At 72.5% G+C, this 19792-nt stretch carries 14 protein-coding genes and 3 pseudogenes; 7 read left to right on the top strand and 10 right to left on the bottom strand.

Going from position 1 to position 19792, the window contains the following annotated elements:
* Positions 1 to 11 precede the first annotated feature (11 nt).
* The 6 genes from ACGFQC_RS31370 to ACGFQC_RS31345 all read right to left on the bottom strand — a co-directional run bounded on the left by ACGFQC_RS31370 (position 12) and on the right by ACGFQC_RS31345 (position 7018).
* Positions 12 to 1568: a CYTH and CHAD domain-containing protein gene (locus tag ACGFQC_RS31370; RefSeq protein WP_363089975.1), complete on the bottom strand. Its 1557-nt coding sequence runs from the start codon at positions 1566 to 1568 to the stop codon at positions 12 to 14.
* Between the two features lie 28 nt (positions 1569 to 1596).
* Complete coding sequence (locus tag ACGFQC_RS31365) at positions 1597 to 2499, bottom strand: STM4011 family radical SAM protein (protein ID WP_363089976.1); 903 nt, start codon at positions 2497 to 2499, stop codon at positions 1597 to 1599.
* Positions 2500 to 2508: 9 nt separating this feature from the next.
* Positions 2509 to 3906, bottom strand: a complete 1398-nt coding sequence (locus ACGFQC_RS31360; RefSeq protein WP_363089978.1) for an STM4012 family radical SAM protein — start codon at positions 3904 to 3906, stop codon at positions 2509 to 2511.
* Positions 3903 to 4730 carry an STM4013/SEN3800 family hydrolase gene (locus ACGFQC_RS31355; RefSeq protein WP_363090070.1) on the bottom strand — a complete coding sequence of 276 codons (828 nt, stop codon included), beginning with the start codon at positions 4728 to 4730 and terminating at the stop codon, positions 3903 to 3905. Before ACGFQC_RS31355 ends, ACGFQC_RS31360 begins: the two co-directional genes overlap by 4 nt.
* Before the next feature lie 106 nt (positions 4731 to 4836).
* Positions 4837 to 5973: an STM4014 family protein gene (locus ACGFQC_RS31350; RefSeq protein ID WP_363089979.1), complete on the bottom strand. Its 1137-nt coding sequence runs from the start codon at positions 5971 to 5973 to the stop codon at positions 4837 to 4839.
* 85 nt (positions 5974 to 6058) lie between these two features.
* The gene (locus ACGFQC_RS31345) at positions 6059 to 7018 is read right to left on the bottom strand and encodes an STM4015 family protein (RefSeq protein ID WP_363089980.1); all 960 of its coding nucleotides are present in this window, start codon (positions 7016 to 7018) and stop codon (positions 6059 to 6061) included.
* A gap of 281 nt (positions 7019 to 7299) precedes the next feature.
* Here ACGFQC_RS31345 and ACGFQC_RS31340 point away from each other — a divergent pair, with 281 nt between their 5' ends.
* The 4 genes and pseudogenes from ACGFQC_RS31340 (at position 7300) to ACGFQC_RS31325 (ending at position 12678) form a co-directional block, all read left to right on the top strand.
* A complete protein-coding gene (locus ACGFQC_RS31340; RefSeq protein WP_363089981.1) occupies positions 7300 to 8670 on the top strand; it encodes a hypothetical protein in 1371 nt (456 codons plus the stop codon).
* 324 nt (positions 8671 to 8994) lie between these two features.
* Complete coding sequence (locus tag ACGFQC_RS31335; protein WP_363089982.1) at positions 8995 to 9228, top strand: discoidin domain-containing protein; 234 nt, start codon at positions 8995 to 8997, stop codon at positions 9226 to 9228.
* Positions 9222 to 9497 (top strand): annotated as a pseudogene (locus tag ACGFQC_RS31330) (hypothetical protein); the annotation flags it as partial. The gene ACGFQC_RS31335 and the pseudogene ACGFQC_RS31330, both read left to right, overlap by 7 nt.
* Positions 9498 to 9627: 130 nt before the next feature.
* A pseudogene (locus tag ACGFQC_RS31325) lies at positions 9628 to 12678 on the top strand (Tn3 family transposase).
* A gap of 124 nt (positions 12679 to 12802) precedes the next feature.
* On the opposite strand, the gene ACGFQC_RS31320 reads toward ACGFQC_RS31325, so the two are convergent.
* A complete protein-coding gene (locus ACGFQC_RS31320) occupies positions 12803 to 13762 on the bottom strand; it encodes a TetR/AcrR family transcriptional regulator C-terminal domain-containing protein (protein ID WP_363089983.1) in 960 nt (319 codons plus the stop codon).
* Between the two features lie 167 nt (positions 13763 to 13929).
* Here ACGFQC_RS31320 and ACGFQC_RS31315 point away from each other — a divergent pair, with 167 nt between their 5' ends.
* Complete coding sequence (locus ACGFQC_RS31315; RefSeq protein ID WP_363089984.1) at positions 13930 to 15039, top strand: FAD-dependent monooxygenase; 1110 nt, start codon at positions 13930 to 13932, stop codon at positions 15037 to 15039.
* A 56-nt stretch (positions 15040 to 15095) separates the two neighbouring features.
* Here the strand turns inward: ACGFQC_RS31315 and ACGFQC_RS31310 are convergent, their stop codons facing one another.
* Positions 15096 to 16070, bottom strand: coding sequence for a site-specific integrase (locus ACGFQC_RS31310; RefSeq protein WP_363089985.1), 975 nt, complete (start codon positions 16068 to 16070; stop codon positions 15096 to 15098).
* Between the two features lie 206 nt (positions 16071 to 16276).
* Between ACGFQC_RS31310 and ACGFQC_RS31305 the strand changes: the two are divergent.
* Positions 16277 to 16405, top strand: a pseudogene (locus tag ACGFQC_RS31305) (hypothetical protein); the annotation flags it as partial.
* Positions 16406 to 16552: 147 nt separating this feature from the next.
* On the opposite strand, the gene ACGFQC_RS31300 reads toward ACGFQC_RS31305, so the two are convergent.
* Complete coding sequence (locus ACGFQC_RS31300; RefSeq protein ID WP_363089987.1) at positions 16553 to 17275, bottom strand: FAD binding domain-containing protein; 723 nt, start codon at positions 17273 to 17275, stop codon at positions 16553 to 16555.
* A 241-nt stretch (positions 17276 to 17516) separates the two neighbouring features.
* Between ACGFQC_RS31300 and ACGFQC_RS31295 the strand changes: the two genes are divergently transcribed.
* On the top strand, positions 17517 to 18446 hold the full coding sequence (locus tag ACGFQC_RS31295) for a GNAT family N-acetyltransferase (protein ID WP_363089988.1): 930 nt from the start codon (positions 17517 to 17519) through the stop codon (positions 18444 to 18446).
* Positions 18447 to 18469: 23 nt separating this feature from the next.
* Here the strand turns inward: ACGFQC_RS31295 and ACGFQC_RS31290 are convergent, their stop codons facing one another.
* Positions 18470 to 19789, bottom strand: coding sequence for a M23 family metallopeptidase (locus ACGFQC_RS31290; protein WP_363089989.1), 1320 nt, complete (start codon positions 19787 to 19789; stop codon positions 18470 to 18472).
* Positions 19790 to 19792 lie beyond the last annotated feature (3 nt).

The raw sequence follows: 19792 nt of genomic DNA, 5'->3' as shown, positions 1-19792 counted from the left end.
TGTGCGGGGTGTCAGGAGCGCTTCGCCTTGCGCGGGCCGCCGCGTTCGGCCGCCCGCCACAGCTTCGGCAGCTCCCGTTCCCGGTCGGCGGCCCCGGCCTGCTCCCTGCCGTACAGCAGTCCCCAGGTGAACCCGGGTTCACCGGCCCGGTGGGCGGCCACGGCCTGGCGGCGCAGGGTCTCGCGGGCCACGACGCTGTCGTGGTGGTCGCCGAGCGTCTGCTGCACGGCCTTGACGCGCTTGCCGAGGCGTTTCGCGGTGCCGCCGAGGGCCGGCCGGGCCGCCTCGGCGGCGTACCGGACCCGCTTGGCCGCCTTGCGGGCCTGGTGCAGGGCGGCGTCACGCTCCGGGCCCGCGGGCGTGCGCAGGGCGCGCTCGACGCGGCGGGCGAGGCGGTCGTGCTCCTTGCCGAGCGCCCCGGGCAGGACCTCGGCCGGCTTGCGGGCCGCCTTCCGGCGCAGCGGCGGGTGGGTGCTCAGCCCGTCCAGCGCCTCCAGGAGGGCCACGTAGCGGGGCGAGGACAGCGCCGCGAGGGTGCGCTCGCGGGCCTCGGCCGAGCGGGCGACGTCCCATGCCTGGAGGCGGGCGGAGACCGGGCCGAGCACCAGTTCGCCGGGCAGTGCGTCGACGCCGCCGCGCAGCCGTTCCAGCAGCACCTCCTGGTCGCGTTCGGCGCCCAGTTCACCGCCGAGCCACTTCAGTTCGGCGCGGACCGGCTCGGTGGCCCCGCGGTCGAGGAGCGGACGGTAGGAGCGCAGGCAGCTGCGCAGCCGGCGGCAGGCGACGCGCATCCGGTGCACCGAGTCGGGCAGGCCGCGCCGTACGGCCGGGTCGAGGTCGACGATCGCCCGGGCCTGCCGGGTCAGGTAGGCGAGCACGTGCTCGCCGGCGGCGCCGGGGGTGCCGGGGGGTGACTGCGGGGCGGGCAGCGCGCCGGGCACGGTCTCGTTCAGGGCGCGGACCGCCTTGGAGGGGGCGTCCGAGCGGGTGAAGCCCTCCTTGCCGAGCGCCTTCTCGACCCGCTTCAGGACGGCGGCGGCGGGTTCCTCGGCGACCGCCTCGACCTCCAGCTCCGTCCAGGCGGTGCGGCCGCGGTCGCCGCGCAGGGAGTCGGCGCGGACCCGGTCGAGCGTCAGCTCGGCGAGGAGGCCGCCGTCGGCGTCGAGCAGTTCGCGCACGGTCCGGTCGGTGCGCAGGCGCAGCACCGGTTCGAGGCGGGCGCCGCGGGTCCGGGAGAGCACCAGGTCCCGCAGGCCGTCGGGGATGTCGTCCGGGTTGCCGTGATCGTTGGTTCCGAGGGGGGCGCGGAGCTCCTCGCGGGTGTCCCCGCCCAGCGGCAGCTTCAGGTGCCAGCCGGCGTCGGAGCCGCCCGTGCGGCGGCGCAGGGTCGCGCGGGCGCGCAGCAGACGCAGGTCGGCGGTGTCGTAGTACACCGCGTCCAGGTCGTGGCGGCCCCCGTCGGCGAGCGACCAGCCGCCGCCCGCGCCGGTCAGCCGGGACAGGCTCGGAAGGTCGCCCGCCGCCGGCACCTCGTACTTTCGTTCGGTCTCCCGCGTCGACTCGGTCATGCCTACCCGGTTGACACGATCCGCCGGATCAAACCTCCGTCGGCCCCGCGGGCGCGGGGGTCGGCAGGCCGACGGCGTGCCGGGAGGGCACCGTGGCCGGAACGCGCTCCAGCACGCCGCCCGCGAAGACGTCGTAGAGGGGCAGCGTCTCCAGGTGGACGTAGCCGATGTGGCAGTCGCAGACGGCCAGCGGGCAGCGGCGGGGGCGCAGGGCGGCGCGGTAGGAGCCGTCGTAGAGGTTGCCGAGGGGGGCGGGGACGAAGTGGCAGCGGCGGACCGTGCCCTCGCCGTCGACGGAGACCACGGACTCGCCGGTGCGGCAGGGCAGGCCGGCGCTGGTGTGCGGGTGGCGGCTGTACGGGAACAGCGGGTCCAGGTCGGTCCACCGGGCGGCGTCGGCGTCGCTGTAGGTGTGGCCGTCGGCGGCGTTGATCCACAGGTAGACGTGGTCGGGGAGGTCGGCGCGCAGGCGGCGGGCCGCCGCGAGGTGGTCGGGCAGGCCGACGACGCCGACGCTGAAGCGGATGCCGCGCGCGGCGAGGTCGCGGCACTTGGCGAGGAAGCGGTCGTAGGGGGTCTGGCCGGGGTGGTAGGTGCACCACAGGGCGAGGGTGTCGGGGTCCGCGTCGGCGAGCCAGTCGGTGCGGCAGCTGAGGTTGGTCTGGACGGCGACCCGGCGGATGTGCGGGAGCCGGGAGAGGTCGGCGAGGGCGCGCCGGTACCAGGAGCGGACCAGGCCCTCGCCCCAGGGGGTGAACAGCAGGGAGAGGCGGTCGTCGCTCTGCCGCGCCGCCCAGTCGGCGAAGCGTTCCAGCGCGGCGCGGTCGGCGCGGAGCTGGTCGCCCGTGTCGCGTCGCTTGGCGAACGGGCAGTAGGGGCAGTCGTAGTCGCAGGAGGCCAGGGGGCCGCGGTAGAGGAGGGTCAGGTCCACGAGCGGTGCTCACTTCCTCTCGTAGGCGGCCATGGCGGCCCGCACGGCCGGGGAGAACAGGGCGGGGCCGATCGCGTCGGAGTGGGCGAGGCCCTCCGGGGTGAGCCTGAGGACGGCCGGGTCGCCGGTCAGCCAGCCGTGGTCGGCGAGGCGTTCGAGTTCGGGGCCGAAGTCGTCGGCGGGAGCGGTGCCGAAGCGGGCCCGGTAGTCGTCGGCGCGCAGGCCGTCGGCCTGGAGGAGGGACTGCAGGAGGTGGCGGCGGCGCGCCTCGTGGCCGTCCATGGCGCGGCCGACCTCGGCGTGGGTGAAGTCGGTGGTGGCGACGTAGTCGTCGATGATGGCGCGGACCTCGTGCATGCCGACGGCGTAGTCGAAGGAGTAGTGCAGGCGGGCCGTGTAGGAGCGGGCGCCGCAGCCGAGTCCGATCATGCCGTCGGTCTGGCAGGCGTGGTCGTCGGCGCCCTGGGGCGGGGCGTCCGCGCGGCGGAACATGCGCATGGACCGCTGGGTGTAGCCGTGGGCGAGGAGGTGGTCGCGGCCGGCCCGGTACAGGCGCAGCCGCTGTTCGTCCCATTCCGGGTCGGGGCCGCCGCGGCGGCGGTCGAGGCCGGTGAGGGGGCGGACGTAGAGGGGGTAGAGGTACAGCTCCTCGGGGCGCCAGGCCAGGGCCGCGTCGAGGGAGTGGCACCAGGTGTCCTCGGTCTGCCCGTCGATGCCGTAGATGAGGTCGATGTTGAGGACCGGTACCCGGGCGTCGCGGATCCGGCCGAGGGCGGCCTCGACGTCGGCGCGGCGTTGCGGGCGCACGGCGGCGCGGGCCTCGGAGTCGACGAAGCTCTGCACGCCGAGGCTGAGCCGGGTGGCGCCGCGGCCGGCCAGGACGGCGAGCCGGTCGGCGGTGGCGGTGGCGGGCGAGGCCTCGACGGACAGGGGGACGGCCCGCAGGTCGGCGCCCATGCGGTGCTCGGCGATGTCGCAGAGGCGGTCCAGTTCGGCCGCGGTGAGGAAGGTGGGGGTGCCGCCGCCGAAGGCCGCGGTGGCGAAGCGCACCTCGTCGGTGTCACCGAGTGCTTCCCGTACGGCGTCCGCCTGGCGTTCGAGCGCGTCGAGGTAGGCACCGGTCAGGCCGTCGGGGGCGCCGATGCGGGTGAAGAGGTTGCAGAAGCCGCAGCGGACCTCGCAGAACGGGACGTGCAGGTAGAGGGAGAGGGCGTCCTTGGGCTCGGCCGCCCACAGGGTGGCGAGCGCGGGGCGGTCGGGGAGGGCGCGGTAGGCCGTCTTGTGCGGGTAGGCGTAGACGTAGTGCTGGTAGGGACTGGTGCGGGTGATCGGCTCGGCGGTCGACTCGCTGATCGGCTCGGCGGTCGATTCGCTGATCGGCTCGGTGATCGGCTCGGCGGTGGTCATCCGGTGGCCTCCGTCGGACGGGGTGTGGGGTCGAGGAAGAAGTGGGCGTAGGGCACGGTCCACACCGACTCGTGGCCGAGGCGGTGGCCGGTGTAGCCGTCGTCGCCGTAGGCGGTGCCGTGGTCGGAGCAGACGATCGCGAAGCAGCGGCGCCGGCTGCTCGCCGCCGCGAACAGCCGGCCGATGTGCCGGTCGACGTACTCCAGCGCGGCCGCGTGCGACGCGCGGGTGTCTCCGGACCCGCGGGTCGCGCCGGGCAGGTGGAACCAGTTCGGCTGGTGCAGCGCGGAGACGTTGACGAACAGGAACAGGCGCTGTTCATCCGGGAGTTCGCGTACGACGCGCTCGGCGCGGGCCACCTGGTTCTCGAAGGAGCTGGGCGAGGTGACGCCGAACTCCGTTTCCCAGTGGGACTCGTGGAACAGGCCGGGCAGCACCGAGCCCAGCGGGCCCTGCTTGTTGAAGAAGCCCACTCCCCCGACGCACACGGTGTGGTAACCCGCCTTCGCCAGGCCGGACACGAGGTCGGGGGTGTCGAAGACGAAGGTCTTGTCGGCGGTGGTCTCGCTGCCGGCGAAGCTCGCCGCGAACAGGCGCGGATGCGGTCCGGGAGCGGCCGGGGTGGGCAGGAAGCCGGCGAAGATCGCCTGGTGGGAGGCGTAGGTGAAGCTGCCGGGGGCGTGCCGCTCCTCCCAGCGGCCGCCGGGGAGGTGGCGGGCCAGGTTCGGCAGGCGGCCGGCGGCCGCCAGTTCGGCGGCGACGTCGTGGCGCAGGGTGTCGAGGGTGACGAGAAGGAGGTCGTGGCTGCCCACCACCTGGTTCATGTCCGGCTGGTTCGGGGCGGTGCCCGGCTGGCTCAGGGCGGTGCCCGGCTGGTTCGGGGCGGTGCCCGGCTGGTTCGGGGCGGTGCCCGGCTGGTTCGGATCCGGTTCACGCATGGGGTGTTCCTGTTCTGTGGCGGGCGGGGGCGCCGCCCAGGGCCGCGGCCACCTGGGTGGCGTAGGTGTCGAGGCCCTCCGCGCCGCTGCCGGGGAGACCGGTGAGCCGGGGCAGCAGGTCGCCGAAGGCGTTCACCTCGCCGACGGCGGCCCTGCGCCAGTCGACGGCCGGCAGCAGGTCGACGCCCACGCAGAGGGTGCGGGGGAAGCAGGCGGCGGCCCGTTCGCACACGCCGAGCAGGTCGGACCAGCGGGCACCCGCCGCCGCCACGGCCTGCCGGGCCGCTTCGAGGTCGCCGCGGCTGCCGCCGAGGTGGAGGTTGGTGAGGGGCGAGCGGCTGGTGCGCACCACCGCGTGGGTGGCGCGACCGGCCACGACGACGACCCGCAGATCGGCGGCGCGGCCCTGCTGGGAGGCCTTCGGCAGCCAGCGCTCCAGGTGCAGGCCGTCGGGGGCGAGCGCGTCGACGACGGCCGCGATGTCCCGCTCGTCGTGGTAGCGGCGGACCCGGAGCGAGTTGAACAGGCGCCCGTCGGAGGTGAGTTCCACCGAGGTGGTGGCCCTGATCCGGCCCGGTCCACCCGTCTCCACGGCCAGCACGCCCGACGCGGACGAGCCGTGCGCGGGTTTGACGAACAGCCGCGGCATCCGGTGCTCCCGCATCAGCGCCCGTACGTCGTCCCAGCCGCGCACCGGAGCGGCCGCGGGGCCCGAGGTGGGCGAGGCCGGGACCGGTACGCCGGCGGCGTCGAGGACGGCGTGGCAGCGCCGTTTGTCGAACAGCACGGGGAGGTCGTCGGGATCGTCGAGGCGGATGCCGCCGCGCAGGCCGGCGAGCGCGGCGGTGAAGCCGGCGTACCAGCGGGCCGAGCCCTCGACGCGGGTGGGGTCGGCGGTGCCGCGCAGCAGCCGGTCGACGTCCGCGTTCTCGCCCGGTGAGTCGATCCGGACGATCTCCTCGGGGCCGAACTCGGCTCCGCCGGCGCGCAGGACCTCCGCCCAGGCGACGACGCGCGGGGCGGGGAGGCCGGCCGCGCGCACGGCGTCCGCGAAGAGGGTGACGCGGCGGTTCTCGGGATTGCCGACGACCGCGAAGCGGGGCCGCCGGTGGGGGGCCGGCCGCTGCATGGCGTCCTCTCGTGGGGTGGTGCTGGGTTGCCTGCGCGGTGCAGGGGTGTTCCGGGGCGGGTCGAGGGGGGTGCTCAGGGGGTGTTCACTCCCCCACGGCCACGTACCGCCACACCGTGCCGTCGTCTTCCTGCTCCTCGTCGGCGTCGTCGCGGTCGAGGTCCACCTCGACGCCCTCGGTCTCGACGGTGCGGCGGATGCGGTCCGTCAGGGCCTCGCTGAGGTAGTGGTGGTGCAGGTCGAGCTTCTTGAGGTGGGTGAGGGGCTGTCCGGCCAGGAGTGCGGCGCCGCCCTCGTCGGTGAGGACACCCATGGACAGGTCGAGGACCTCCAGGCGGGCGACCACCGGCGCGGAGGCGACGGCCGCGGCGACGGCGTCCTGGATCTCGCTGTTGCGCAGTGCCAGGTGGCGCAGGCGCGGCAGGCGGGCGCCGGACAGGATCGGCTCCAGGTCGGCGGCCTCGCTGTCGCCGCCGTAGTCGGGGGTGCCCAGCCACAGGTCGAGGTGCTCCAGCGCGGGCAGGTCGCTGGCGCCGATGCCGCGCACGACCTCCGCGGGCAGGCCGCCGGACTCGATGGTGAGCCGGCGCAGGGCGTCGTGCCTCAGCGCCGGGAAGCGCAGGCCCGAGCCGCCGCGGACGCCGAACTCCTCCAGTTCGGGGTAGGCGGCGAGGAGGGGCGTCAGATCGGTCTGGTTGATCCAGGAGATCTCGCACTCCTCCATGACCATGTCCCCGACGAACAGGGCCCGCAGCGCGGGGAACCGCTCGCGGGCCGCCACCAGCGCCTCGACGACGGCGGTGGGCTCGCTGTCGTACGCCTCCTGCCAGGCGCCGACGATCAGCGCGCGCACGCGGGTGGTGTCGACGGCGGCGCAGAAGCGGGCGAAGGCCTGCGTCCACTCCTCGTCGGCGTCGTACACGTCGCTGGTGATACGCCAGGCGAAGGCCTCCGCCTCGGGGAGGTCGTCGGTCGGCGCGCCGGGGCCCGGGAAGGTGTGGGCGGGCAGCCGGTACAGCGCGTCGAGGTGGTCACCGATGGTCATGCGGCTGCTCCTGGGGAGGAAGAGGGTTTCGTTCCGTGGTGACCGCAGTTCTACCAACAGGCACTGACAGGACCGGTGGCGGGGCGGTGGTGTCGAGAGGGCGTCCGCCCAGCGGACGCCCTTGTCCCTTTGTCCCTTCGGGGGAAGCGAGCGGGCTGGTCAGCGGCCGGAGGATCCCCGAGGGGGCCGGAAAACGGGAGCGCGTCGAGGCGCCTCGCCATGTGATGATCCTGCCGGTGCGCCGGGGTTGCCGGCGCGTCACCACACCCTTGGGGGCAGTAATGAGACCGTTCTCCGCCGGACGCCCGTCACGGCTCAGATCCGGCGCCGTCGTGGCGATGGCGGCCGGCCTGCTGACCGTCGGCCTCACCGCGTCCGCGTCAGCCGACGACGATCCGCCGCAGACCGACCAGTTGTGGATCGACCAGCCGTACGAGCAGACGTTACCGCTCGGCATCGACGGCGGTCAGCCGCAGTCACGCACCCTCGGCGTCGGCATCTACCACGACAACCAGAACTTCACCGTGACCGACGGCAGGCTCACCGTCGACGTCTCCGGCCTCACCGGGGTCGCCGAGGTGACCTGGCCCGACAACTGCACGCCGAGCGGCACGCGTGCGGTGTGCGACATTCCCGTGGTGCCCACGATCGGGGGCGACTACGAGGACCAGGTGTTCCTGAAGGTGCGCGCGGCCGACGGCGCCGCAGTCGGCGCGCAGGGCAGGATCACCTACGAGGCGACGGCCACCGGCGGCCCCGACGGTACGCTCACCGCACCGCACGAGAGCTTCGACAGCACGCTCACCGTCGGTTCCGGGCCCGACCTCGCCATCGACCCCGTCGCCGACATCGAGGACGGTCGGCCCGGCGACGAGCGGACGATCCCCTTCAAGGTCACCAACAACGGCAACGAGAGCGCGAACGGGTTCACCGTCAAGCTGTACGCCTCGTACGGCCTGACGGCTCTGACCCGGTACGACGCCTGCACCTACACCACGACGGACGACAACGACTACGCACCGTCGAACAAGGCGGTCTGCGCGTTCGACCAGGTGCTGGCGCCGGGCGACTCCTTCGAGCTGCCCGAGCCGCTGACGGTGCGACTCGCCCCGCACGCGCTGAACGAGCGGCTCGACCTCGGCATCGAGCCGGGCGACGGCGCCCAGGACATCGACTCCCAGAACGACTACGCGGTCGTCCAGATCGGCGCGGACAGCACCGCGGACTTCTCCGTGACCGGTGACACCGTCTCCGGCACGCCGGGCCAGACGGTGACGGCCGAGCTCACGTTCAAGAACAACGGCCCGGCCTGGTTCGGCAACATCGTCTCCGGCGACCCGGTCGCCAAGATCCGGTTGATCGTGCCCGAGGGCACCACGGTCACCGGCGTGCCGTCCGGCTGCTCCCCGCGCACCCTCGCCGGCGGCTACCACCCGAAGCAGACGGGCGCCCCGCGCTACGACTGCAACCTGCCGTACTGGGTGCTGGAGGACACCCGGCGCACGTTCGCGTTCTCCGTGCGCGTCGACACCGTGGTGCCCGGTGCGACCGGTGCCGTGAGCATCCACCCCCCGTACGGCGAGTTCGGCCAGTACCCCTTCAGCTTCGACCCGGACCTCACGAACAACACGGCGGTCCTGGCAGTCAACTGACCGGCCCGTGTCTGGCGTCCGGGGACGATCCGGCGCGAGGGCCTCGCACCGGACGCGAGGCCTGTTCGGGGCGGGTCCGCGGGTGTCATCCTCTGAACACGGCGGTGGCCGCGGCGAGTCGGCCGCGGTCACCGCCTGAAAGGTTTCCCGCTCCACGGGGCTTGCCGGACCACAGAAGTCATTAGTTAAATCAAGTCGTGAACTAAGCCGCTGTTCCAGCGGGTTGTCCACACCTCGCCGAACCCGCGTACCTCCTCGCCCGTCCGCGACCCCGCACCCACCACCCGTCCGTACCCACCCGCACTCACCCCGCAGGGAACCAGCATGAGACTCAGATCCCTGGGTGTCGCGCTCGCCGCCACGTCGGCGTTGCTCGCCCTCCCCACGAACCGGCCCCCCGCGGCAGCGGCCGACCCCTTGCTCTCCCAGGGCCGCACGGCCACCGCGTCGTCGACCGAGAACGCCGGCACCGCCGCCGCCCTCGCCGGGGACGGGAACACCGGCACCCGGTGGTCCTCCGCCGCCACGGACGCGCAGTGGCTCCAGGTCGAGTCCTGACCACGGGCCTGTTGGTGGAGCACTTCGACAAGTACGACGTGGTCTGGAACGGCGAACGCGGGCGGACGGTCTTCTTCCGGAACGAGAAGGCCTACGACGTCCCGAACGCGGCCGCCGTCACCCACGACGGCATCGTCGGCTACGCGGCCTACAAGGTGGCCGACACGGTGAACGAGCACGAGGCCTGGGGGCTGGGCAGTTACTGCAACTTCACGTCCGCCCCCTCGATCGTGCAGCACCACGGCTTCCAGGTGCCGGTGAGACCGGGGTGAAAGGGGTTGAGGAACATCCACGTCAGATCGTGCGCTAAGCCCTCGCGGCCTCCAATGGCGCTTTGACCTGGGCTGACGGTACGGCGCAGCCTTCGCGGGTCGATGTTGTCGATCTTCGGAGGACCTGGTGGCGGTCGAGTTCCTGTCTGATCAACAGGCAGCCCAGTACGCGGTGTTCAGCGGAGCGCCGTCGCGTGCGGAGCTGGAGCGGTACTTTTTCCTGGATGACTCGGATCTGGAGAAAGTGCAGGCCAAACGGCGTTCGCACAACCGGCTAGGGTTCGCGGTCCAGCTGACGAGCGTGCGCTACCTGGGCCGGTTCATGCCGGACCCGCGGCAGGTGCCGGCGGAGGTCGCCGAGTACCTCGCCGAGCGGCTAGGGATCGCGGATGCGTCGTGCCTGAAGGAGTACGGCGAGCGGGACGGGACGGCCCGTACGCACGCCGGGGAGATCCAGGAGGCTGGCGTGACTTCGCCGAGGTGCGGGACGAACTGAGCGAGTGGCTGGATGCGCGAGCCTGGACGACCGGCGACGGGCCGAAGTCTCTGTTCGACGCAGCGGCCGGGTGGCTGCGCGAGCGCCGGGTGCTGCTGCCCGGGGCGAGCCGTCTGGCCCGGCTGGTGGGCACGGTTCGGGAGGCGGCGAACAACCGCTTGTGGGACACCTTGTACGGCCTGCTGAGCACTGGTCAGCGGGCAGTGCTGGACTCCCTGCTGACGGTGCCGCCGGGCACCCGGGTGTCGGAGCTGGACCGGCTGCGCCGGGGCCCGGTGCGGATCTCCGGGCCCCAGATGAAGTGGGCGTTGGAACGAGCGGAGGAGATCGCGGCCTTCGGGATGGGCGAGGTGGACGTGTCCGCGATACCGCCGCAGCGGCTGGCGGAGCTGTCGCGGTACGGGGTCGATGGCAAGGCGTCGCTGCTGCGGCGGCATGGTGACTCCCGGCGCCTGGCCACGCTGCTGGCCACTGCGGTCTACCTGACGTCCCGGGCGGTCGATGACGCCCTGGACCTCCTGGAGGTGCTGATCTCGACGAAGCTGCTGGCCAGGGCGGAGCGGGAGACGGCGAAGGAGAAGCTGAAGACCCTGCCGCGGGTGGAGAGGGCGTCGGCGAAGCTGGCCGCCGCGTTCCAGATCGTGTTCGACAGCACCAGCGAGCAGGTCGACACCGACACCGGGGAGATCAGCCCGCCCGAGGTGGAGACGCTGGAGGCGATGGGGGAGCGGATCGAGCAGGTGGTGCCCCGGCACGAGCTGGCGGCGGCGATCGCCGCGCTGTTCGAGCTGACTCCGCCGCTCGACTCGGATGCCGACGAGGCATGGCGGACCCAGCTGGTCACCCGGTTCGGCACCGTACGGCCGTTCCTGAAGCTCCTGGTGACGGTGGTCGACTTCGGCGCCACGCCGGAGGGCCTGCCGGTCCTGAAGGCGTTGAAGTCGCTGCCGGATTTGATGGGACGCAAGAAGGTTGGCCCGGCGGAGATCGACACCGGCCTGCTCACCGGGCCGTGGCGGCGCCTGGTGCTGTGCGCGCCGCACCTGGAGCCGGGCACTGTCGACTGGAAGGCGTACGCGTTCTGCGTGCTGGAGCAGGTGCACCGGATGCTGCGGAGCAAGCAGGTGTTCGCGAAGAACTCCTCCAAGTGGGGCGACCCGCGCGCCAAGCTCGTCGACGGTGATGCGTGGGAGCAGACCAAGCCCACCATGCTCGCTTCCCTCGGCCTGCCCGCTGAGGCCGGGGAACACCTGGCCGCGCGGGCCGCGCTGCTGGACGGCACCTACTGCGAGGTCGCCGCGCGGGTGCCGGCGAACTCCCAGATCGTGTTCGACGACGACGGACGGCTGCACTTCGCCGCCCTGGAGCCGGAGCCCGAACCGGGGTCCTTGCGTGCCCTACGGAAGGCGGTGGAGGCGATGCTGCCCCGCGTCGACCTGCCGGAGGCGTTGCTGGAGGTGTTCTCGTGGACCGGCGCCGACCAGGCGTTCACCTCGGTCACCGGCGGCGAGGCGCGGCTGAAGGACCTGCACGTGACGATCGCTGCGCTGCTGGTCGCGCACAGTTGCAACGTCGGCTACACCCCGGTCATCGGGGCCGCGGACTCGCTGAAGTACGCGCGACTGTCCCACGTCGACCAGACCTATCTGCGGCTGGCGACGTACCGGGCGGCGAATGCCACGCTGATCGACTACCAGGCATCCATCCCGCTCGCGCAGGCGTGGGGCGGCGGCCTGGTCGCCTCCGTGGACGGCATGCGGTTCGTTGTCCCGGTCCCGTCGGTGTACGCGCGGCCGAACCCGAAGCACTTCGGGCGCCGGGGCGGGGCGACCTGGCTGAACATGATCAATGACCAGGCGGCGGGACTGGGCGGGAAGGTGGTGGCCGGCACCCCGCGCGACTCGTTGTACGTGCTGGACGTCCTCTACGACCGCGACGGCGGCAAGCGCCCCGAGATGATCGTCACGGATACGGCTTCGTACAGCGACATCGTCTTCGGGCTGCTCACCTTGGCGGGCTTCGCGTACGCGCCGCAGCTCGCTGACCTGCCGGACCAGAAGATGTGGCGCATCGACCGCGCGGCCGACTACGGCGCCTTCCAGGACGCGGCCCGCGGCCGGGTCGACCTCTCGCGGATCGAGCGGCACTGGGAGGACATCCTGCGGATCATCGGCTCCATCCACACCGGCGCCGTCCGCGCGTACGACGTGATCCGGATGCTGTCGCGGGACGGGCGCCCCACTCCGCTCGGGGACGCGATCGCGCACTACGGGCGGATCTCCAAAGACCCTGCACATCCTGCGGCTCGTGGACGAGCCCGGATACCGCAGGCAGATCAAGAGCCAGGCCAACCTCCAGGAGGGCCGCCACTCGCTGGCCCGGAAGATCTTCCACGGCAGGCACGGGCAGCTCTACCAGCGCTACCAGGACGGTATGGAGGACCAGATCGGCGCCCTCGGCTTGGTCCTCAACGCCCTCGTACTCTTCACCACGAGGTACATGGACGCTGCGGTGAAGCAGCTGCGGGCGGACGGCTACGACGTCCGTGACGAGGACGTGGCCCACCTCTCGCCGTTTGTGCGGCACCACATCAACATGCTCGGCCGGTACTCCTTCCAGCTCCCGAACCTGCCTGGCGGCCTACGGCCCCTGCGCAATCCGGATTCCACCGACGAGGAGTGAAGCGCCTGTTCTGGTCAGGACGATGAACCCGGTGATCTCTGGTCGTATCCGCCACGTCGCTGGCGGGGCGCCCCGATGGCGCGAAGGGGCGTGGGTCCGGTCCTCGATGAACTCGTTCTTCTGTCTACGTGACAGCTTCCTGACCTTCGACGATGGGAGTCAGGCCGTCGAGGAGTGCCTTGAGGCCGAATTCGAAGAGAGCATCGAGACGCAGGTCATAGCCGTCCTCGAAGGCTCCGACCACCTTGGTGAAGGTCGGGAAGCGGCCGGATTCCACCAGTTCCCGGAGAGCGGGGGCGCGGCTGTCCATCCACTGGTCCTCCGACTGGCCCGTGGCGGCTTCGGCGTGCGCTTCCATCTCCAGGTGCACAGCCAGGCCCTGGACATGGCTGTAGAGCAGGACGTGGATATCGAACAGCTTGGTGGGATCGAGTCCGTGGCCGTCGAGGGCTCGCAGCGCCCATTCTCCGTGGACCATCAGGTTGGGCACGAGCAGAGGGCGAGTGAGAGAGCCGATCTGGGCCAGCCAGGGGTGCTTGCGGTAAAGATTCCAGAGGGTCCGAGCACCCAGTTCGATGCGGGAACGCCACTCTTCGGGGGCGTTGGCAGGGTAGGACTCCTCGCCGAATGCGGTGTCGGCCATGAGCAGGATGAGGTCGTCCTTGCTGGGGACGTACCGGTAGGTAGACATGGCGGCGACGCCGAGCCGTGCCGCAACGCCGCGCATGGAGAGCGCCGACAGTCCTTCGGTATCGGCGATGTCGATGGCCGTGCGGACGATCCGGTCGAGGCTCAGCTCCTGCTCGGAGTCCGGGACGGGTGACGGACGCCTGCGGGCCGGCGCAGCGGCCGTTCCGGCAACGACCGTGCCGATCCGGGGCCGGGCCTCGACAAGTCCCTCCAGACGCAGGGTGGTCAGGGCCTTGGTGGCGGTGGCGAGCGCGACGCCCCATTCCCCGGCGATCTGCCGGGTCGAGGGAACCCGGTCCCCGGGGGCGAGTTCACCGTCCGCGATGCGCCGCCGGATCGCGGCGACGATGCGCAGATAGGGCGGATCACCGACTGCATCTGTGGTCTTCGTCACGTTCTGCCGCTTCCCTGTCCTGTACTAGTGCAGAGGGTAGCAGCGGCAACGCCGAACGTAAGCCGTCTGACCTAGTACAGATCCGGTATTTGGCCAGTTGGAAGGGGTCGCGCGTACGTCGTACGTTCAGTACGCGTACACCGTAAAAAGCACGGGAGGAACTTCTCATGCAGACCGTACTCATCTCCGGCGGCGGAATCGCCGGGCCCGTCCTCGCCTACTGGCTGCGCCGCCACGGCTTCGCGCCCACCGTCATCGAACGCGCCCCAGGCCAACGCCCCGGCGGCCAGGCGGTCGACATACGCGGCGTCGCGCTCGAAGTCGTGGAGCGGATGGGCCTGCTGGAGCAGGCAAGCCGCGTACGGACCCGGATGCGCGGCATGTCGATCCTCGGCCCCGACGGCCACGAGGTCGACCGCTCCACCGAGGCGACCTTCAGCAGCGGCCGGCTCGACAGCGAAGACATCGAGGTGCTGCGCGAGGACCTGGTACGGATGGTGTACGAGCACACCCGCGCAGGCGTCGAGTACCTCTTCGGCGACAGCATCACCGCACTCGAGGAGGACGAGACCGGCGTGCGCGTCGACTTCACGCACGGACCGTCCCGCACCTTCGACCTCGTGGTCGGGGCCGACGGCCTCCACTCCACCGTACGACGCCTGGCCTTCGGCCCGGAGGAGCATTTCGCCCACCACCTGGGCAGCTACCTCTCGGTGTTCAGCGCGGACAACTTCCTCGCCCTGGACGACTGGCAGATGTGGCTGCGGGACGGCGACAGGGGCTTCGGCATCATGCCCGTACGTGGCAACACCGAACTCAGGATCGCCTTCGGCTTCGAGTCCGCCCCCCTCGCCCACGACCTCCGCGACAGCGGCGCCCTGCGGCAGCTCGTCGTGGACAAGCTCGCGTCGATACGGTGGGAAGGGACCCGCCTGGCCGAGGCCGCCCGGAAGGCACCCGACTTCTACTGCGACGCCATGGCCCAGATCCGCATGGACCAGTGGTCGCTGGGCCGGGTGGCCCTACTCGGAGACGCCGGCTACTGCCCCTCCCCTCTCTCAGGGCAGGGCACCAGCCTGGCCCTCGTCGGCGCCCACGTGCTGGCCGACTGCCTTGCCCGAGCCAACGGCGACCACCGCAGCGCGTATGCCCGCTACGAGCGGCGGATGCGCCCCTTCGTCACCCTCAACCAGGCACTGGCCACCGAGAATCCCGGCGGACCCGCCTCGGAGGAATCCGCCGCGCACGCCAAAAACGCACTCTCACTGGACAGCTGATCCCCTGCCCCGAACCGACATCAAAGCAGAAAGGCAGCACAGAACCTCTCCTGCGCTCAGCGCCTGCTGTCGCCAGGGGCCAGCAGGCTGGTGAGCTCGGCGATCGCCTCCGGGGACGGCTTGAAGTAGCGACGGACGTTCTCCGGCTTCTTGTGCCGGGACTTCGCCATGAGCATCAGCAGCGACGCACCCTGTTCACCGAGGTGAGTCAGGGCGGAATGCCGGTACTCGTGCAAGTCCCAGCCCGTGCCCGGTCCGCGCAGAACGGTGTGCTCGTCGAGCAGCGCGCGGGCCTGCCCGTACGAGAGGCGGGCCAGCCCGGTGTCCGGGCACACGTCGCGTGGGCTGAGGACCTTGCCCGGTCCCGGACGGCGATGGGTGACGAACACCGGCCCGCGGGTTCGGCCCTTGAGGAGCCTGGGCAGCAGCCGGGCAGTGCCGGCATCCCAGTACACGGGCTCCAGCACGAAGTCCTCGCGAGCCTGGCCGCGGCGGCGGGCCTTGGTCCGGGCGCCCTTCGCCTTGACCGGGCAGCGGCGCCCGGCGAAATCCAGTTCCTCGATGTTCACACCGAGGACCTCGTCCGCGCGGGCGGCGGTCTCGTACAGCATCCGCCACAGCGTCTTCTCCCGCACGTGCACCTCACGCCGGGCAATCAGCCGGTCCACGGCCATCTTCGAGCGGGCCGGGGTCTCAGAGTCCGGCACCGTCAGCCGCTTCGCCCAGGCCGGGACCATCGGTCCGTCGTAGCCGTGCTCCTGGCACCAGCCGAGCCAGGACAGCACCCCCGCCCGGCGGGCGTTCCACGTGTTCACCGCCGCGGTGCCCCACAGCAGTTCCAGGGCCTCGCCGATCTCATCGTCCGCGACCGACGCCAGCGGTCGGCCCTCGCCGAGCCGCGCGGCGGTCTTGCCCACCCCGATCCCGTAGTTCCGGACCGTGTTCGGGTTGCCCAGCGAGTCGAGGAACACGTCGGCCGCCGTCCGGACGGTCAACGCCTTCCCGGTCGGCAACTGTACGACGGTGGGCACTGCTTCCCCCTTGCCACAGATAACAGGGCCGCTTCACGTAGCGGCCGAAGAACGTCACCGCAGGTGATGGATCAAGCTACCGCAGATATTGGGGTGTTATCTGTGGGAAGACCTCAGGCAAGTCCGACCGCCGACGCTCCGTCAGCCGCCCACCAGGGCCGACGTCGGCTTAGCGCACGATCTGACATGGATGTTCCTCAACCCCCGTGAAGCTGCACAGCCTCCAGGTGATCTCCCTGGGCGGCAAGGGCCAGTACGCGCACGTGGTCAACGACACCGGGGCGCCGACCTCGGGCACGGACACCGTCCCGTCCAAGATCACGCAGTTCCCGTGAAACAGGTGAGGCGCGTGGGACAGGCGTGACCGCCTGCCGGTACGGCCACGGCGACGGCGACGGCGGCCGTCGTACCGGCGGGTCCGCCCTGCCGGCAGGGCGGGTGTCCGGCCGGGGTGCGCGGCGCGGTGTCCGGCCTCGTCGGTGTCAGTCCTCGGCGGAGCGGGCCAGGACGTCCGTGACCTGCCGGTGGACGACCGCACGGGCCTCGGCGGGCAGAGCACCGAACTCCGTGCGCTCCAGGGCGTGCAACGCCTCGTCGGGGCCGGCCGCGCACGGGACGCTCTCGCTGAGCACCTCGTAGCCGTCGCGGGCGGCGACCCGCAGGAGCCGGCTGCCGTCGCCGTCGGCGTGGACGGCGGTCGCGACGACGAAGGGCGGCGGCCCGCCCGCGTCCGCGGGGACCTTGTGGTAGCCGCTCACGACGGGGTCGCGCCAGCGCAGTCCGAGCATGAGGTGGCGCTTGGCCACGGTCTCGGCGAGATCGGTCTCGTACACCCGGTCGGACCCGAGGACCGTGGCCCGCGCGTCCAGGACGAGGGCGGCGGGCAGCAGGCACCGCAGCGTGCTGCCGACGATGTTGCCGCCGACGGTGGCGGTCCTGCGCACGGCTCCGGTACCGACGCCGGCGGCGGCCCCGCGCAGCGCCTCCGGCGCCTCACCGCCGATGCGGTGCAGCACCACGGCCGCCCCCAGCACCCCACGCCCGACCACGTTGGCCTCGGGCAACTCCCTCAGCGACATGGCCAGTTCGGGAAATCCGTCGCGCTGCCAGGTGGCCCACACGAGGGTGGCCCCGCCTATCGGTACGGCACCCTCGGCGAGGCATTCCCGCGCTTCGGACACGGATGTGGGGAGACGGAGCAACACGGCGACCGACCTTCCTTCCCGGGGAAGCCGGCGGTGCGGAACCGACGCCTCCGCCATGTGGTCACGGGCAGAGCGCATTCTGCCCACGCCCATGGGGGCGCGTACAGGGCTCACCGCCCTGCCGTGTGCGCCCCTCGGGTGGGGGACGGCCGGGGGGGCGCCCCTCGGGTGGGGGACGGCCGGGGGCGCCGGCACGGAAATTCCGTTGCGGCCCGTTCCTCCTCCCCCGGACGCTTGCCCCATGTCCTATGTCCTGCGCCCCGCCACGCTCGCCGACGCGCCCGCCGTCACCGACCTGCTCAACGCGGTCGACCTGATCGAGATCGGCCGGCCCGAGACGGACCTGCACACCGTCGAGGCGGACCTGAAGCACCCGGAGACCGACCTCGCGCAGGACTCCTGGCTCGCCCTCGAAGGGAACCGGCCGGTCGCCTACGGCCTGTTGTGGGACGAGTCGTCCGGCGAGCGCATCGACATCGACCACTACGTCCTGCCCGAGCACCAGGAGGCCGGCCGGCTCCTGCTGGCGGCGATGGAGACCAGGGCGCTGGCCAAGGCCCGCGAGAACGGCTGCGGGCGGGCGGTGGTCCACCTGCACCTCAACGTGCGGCCCACCCTCGACACCGAGGTGCTGCGCGCCCGCGGCTGGTACGTCGTACGGCGCCACCACGTGCTGCGCCGCCCCCTGGACCGGGCCGCCGACCTCCCGCCGGTGCCGCCCGCGGGCGTACGGGTGCGGGCCTGCGCCGACGAGGCGGACCGCAGGCGGGTGCACGAGCTGTACCAGGCGAGCTTCGCCGACCACTTCGACTTCCAGCCGCGGCGCTACGAGCAGTGGCTGCACGACGTCGACGCGCAGGGCCTGGACTGGTCGCTGGTGTGGATCGCCGCCACGGACGACCTCGGCGACGCCGGGTTCCTGCTCGCGCGCGACGACCGCGAGGCCATGGGCTGGATCCGCGGCCTCGGTGTGGTGCGCGAGGCCCGCGGCCGGGGTCTCGCCGGACTGCTGCTGCGGCACGCCTTCGCGGCCTTCGCCGGGCGGGGCCGGGACACGGTGGGGCTGGGCGTGGACACCTCCAACACCACCGGCGCCCCCCGGCTGTACGCCCGCAGCGGGATGACCCTGCACTACGCCGTCGACACCTGGGAGGCGGTCGTGGCGGGATGAGCGGACGCCGGGTCCGCCGGCGTTCAGCCCTCGAGGGCGAGCCAGGGCCGCGGGTCGGCGTAGTAGCCGTCGTAGACCACCTCGAAGTGCAGGTGGGGGCCGGTGGACAGGCCCGTCGAGCCGACCCGGCCGACCGGGGCGCCGGTCCGCACGCCCTGCCCGGTGGTGACGCCGAGGACGGAGAGGTGGCTGTAGGTGGTCTCCAGCCGTTTGCCGTCGACGGTGCCGTGGTCGATGACGACGCGGTTGCCGTACGCCCTGGTCATCGCCGCGAAGACGACCGTGCCGTCGCGGGCGGCGGCGACCTGCGCGCCCTGCGGGGCGCCGAAGTCCACGCCGGTGTGCAGCTTGGTCACGCCGGTGAGGGGATGTTCGCGGGAGCCGTACGGCGACGTGATGACGAGGGTCGTCACGGGTGGGGCCAGGATCGCGTCCGCGGACCCGCCGCCGGCCGGGGCCTCGCGGTCGAACGCCGCGTAGCGCGGCACGAGCCGCTTCACCTCGGTGAGGTAGGTCCGGGCCCCCGCGGGCACCCGTCCGGCCGCCGCGACCTCGCGGCCGCCCACGGCGTAGGCGGCCAGGGTGAGGTCCACCAGGTCGCCGGTGACGGTGCCGTCGGTCCTGAGGCCGGTGATCTCCGCGGCGAGGGCGCAGTCCTGGCGGCCGAGCGCCATGATGGCGTCGGCGGGGTCGTGGGGCGAGGAGTTGCCGTTGCCGTCGTCGTCCTTGCCCCAGGTGCGCCACTCCGCGTCCGTGAACCCGGCGATGCCCTGCTCGCCGGAGAGCCGGCCGGTGTCGTCCCGCCAGCCGGAGAGCTGGTCGATCTGCGCGGCGAGCACGGACGGCGTGACGACGGTGCAGCCGGCCGCGGCCTTGCGCAGCCACGGCACGTAGGACTCGTCGATCCCGGGGACGGTGACCTGCTGCCCCTCCGCGCCGGGAGTCCAGTCCGAGGGGAGCCCGCCGGTCAGCGCGAGGACCCCGGCCACCGCGGACAACGTGAGCAGACCGGGCAGCACCAGCAGGGTGAGGGGGCCGGGGCCGCGGCGTCGCGGGCGGTCGGTGGAGGCGTGGGGGGCGGGGGCGCCGGGCTCGCCGGACGGGCCGGCGTCCGTGAACTCGTCCTGTCGGGCGAGCGGTTCGGCGGTGGGAGGGGAAGTGCGGTCACCGGCCGTGACGGCCGGTTCCCGGTCCGCGTCCGCCGACTGCCGCTGCGCGACGGGACGTTCCGCTGCGGCGGACGGCGCGTGGTCTGCGGCGGACGGTTCCGCGGCGGTGCCGGGGGACCGCTCCCCGGCGGAGCCCTCCTGCGGGCGCGTCTCGACGGCCCCGTTCTCGTTCATGCC

Origin of the sequence: Streptomyces sp. NPDC048734 (assembly GCF_043198675.1) — a bacterium.
GTDB lineage: Bacteria > Actinomycetota > Actinomycetes > Streptomycetales > Streptomycetaceae > Streptomyces.
Note: the sequence above shows the minus strand (reverse complement) of the source record. Positions and strands in the feature narration are given on the sequence as shown.